2 protein-coding genes are annotated in these 1,589 nt (G+C 68.3%); both read left to right on the top strand.

Annotated elements, in window-relative coordinates; genetic code table 11:
- On the top strand, positions 1-992 hold a 992-nt coding region (gene bioB / locus ABIC44_RS19585; protein WP_354297093.1), incomplete at its 5' end, for a biotin synthase BioB.
- A gap of 182 nt (positions 993-1,174) precedes the next feature.
- Positions 1,175-1,589: biotin carboxylase N-terminal domain-containing protein (locus tag ABIC44_RS19580; protein WP_354297091.1), on the top strand; the 415-nt coding region annotated here is incomplete at its 3' end.

The following is a 1,589-nucleotide window of genomic DNA, read 5'->3' as shown; positions in this document are numbered from 1 at the left end:
CCCCGCGCACCGACTGGACCCGCGCCGAGATCGCCGCGCTGTTCGACCTGCCCTTCACCGAGCTGCTGTTCCGCGCGGCCGAGGCGCACCGCGCGCATCATGCCGCCGATCAGGTTCAGTTGTCGACGCTGCTGTCGATCAAGACCGGCGGCTGCCCCGAGGATTGCGGCTATTGCAGCCAGTCGACCCATGCCGATACCGGGCTGAAGGCGACCAAGCTGATGGACCCGCGCGCCGTGCTGCAGGCGGCGGCGCAGGCAAAGGATCACGGCTCGACGCGCTTCTGCATGGGCGCGGCCTGGCGTAACCCCAAGGACCGCGACATGCCCGCCATCGTCGAGATGGTGAAGGGCGTGCGCGCCATGGGCATGGAAACCTGCATGACGCTGGGCATGCTCACCGATGCGCAGGCGCAGACGCTGGCCGAGGCGGGGCTCGACTATTACAACCACAATATCGACACCTCGCCCGAGCGTTACGGCGACGTCATCACCACGCGCAGCTTCGGCGAGCGGTTGGAGACGCTGGAGCATGTCCGCGATGCCGGCATCAACGTGTGTTGCGGCGGCATCGTCGGCATGGGCGAGACGCGCGGCGACCGGGTCGGCTTCATCCATGCGCTCGCCACCCTGCCGGTGCATCCGGGCAGCGTGCCGGTGAACGCGCTGGTGCCGGTCAAGGGCACGGTGCTGGGCGATATGCTGGCCGACACGCCGCTCGCCAAGATCGACGATATCGAATTCGTTCGCACCGTTGCGGTCGCGCGCATCACCATGCCGCATTCGATGGTCCGGCTGTCGGCGGGGCGCGAGAGCATGTCGGATGCGACCCAGGCTTTGTGCTTCCTGGCGGGCGCCAATTCGATCTTCACCGGCGACAAGCTGCTGACCGCGGGCAATGCGGGCGACGACAAGGACGCCGCACTCTTCGCCCGGCTGGGGCTCACCCCCATGGCGGCGGAGTGCAAGGTGGAATTGGAAGCGGCGGAGTGAGGCTTCCACCGCCCTGTTCCCCGGCGCAGGCCGGGGCCCAGTGGCGGTGAACCATCGATGGCGCGTGGCAGAGGCCTCCCCCGAGGCGGCACGGCGCGCCATCAGCGTCTTGGAAACTGGACCCCGGCCTTTGCCGGGGAACAGGCGACACGGACCAACGACATAAAAGGAGAGGTATCCCCGTGTTCCAGAAAATCCTGATCGCCAATCGCGGGGAAATCGCGTGCCGGGTGATCCGCACCGCGAGGGCCATGGGCATCGCGACGGTCGCGGTCTATTCCGATGCGGACGCCAACGCGCCGCATGTCCGGCTGGCCGATGAATCGGTGCGCCTGGGGCCAGCCCCCGCCGCCGAAAGCTATCTGAAAGCGGAGCTGATCCTCGCCGCCGCCAAGGCGACGGGCGCGGATGCCATCCATCCCGGCTACGGCTTCCTGTCCGAGCGCGAGAGCTTCGCGCGCGCCTGTGCCGAGGCGGGCGTCGCGTTCATCGGCCCGCCGCCGAACGCCATCGCCGCGATGGGCGACAAGATCGAGTCGAAGAAGCTGGCCAAGGCGGCCGGGGTCAATGTCGTCCCCGGCTATCTGGGCGAGATCG

The sequence above is a fragment of the Sphingomonas sp. 1185 genome, from assembly GCF_040544655.1.
In the GTDB taxonomy this organism is placed as follows: Bacteria; Pseudomonadota; Alphaproteobacteria; order Sphingomonadales; family Sphingomonadaceae; genus Sphingomonas.
The sequence above is the reverse complement of the archived record's forward strand: the minus strand, read 5'-3'. Positions and strand labels throughout refer to the sequence as shown.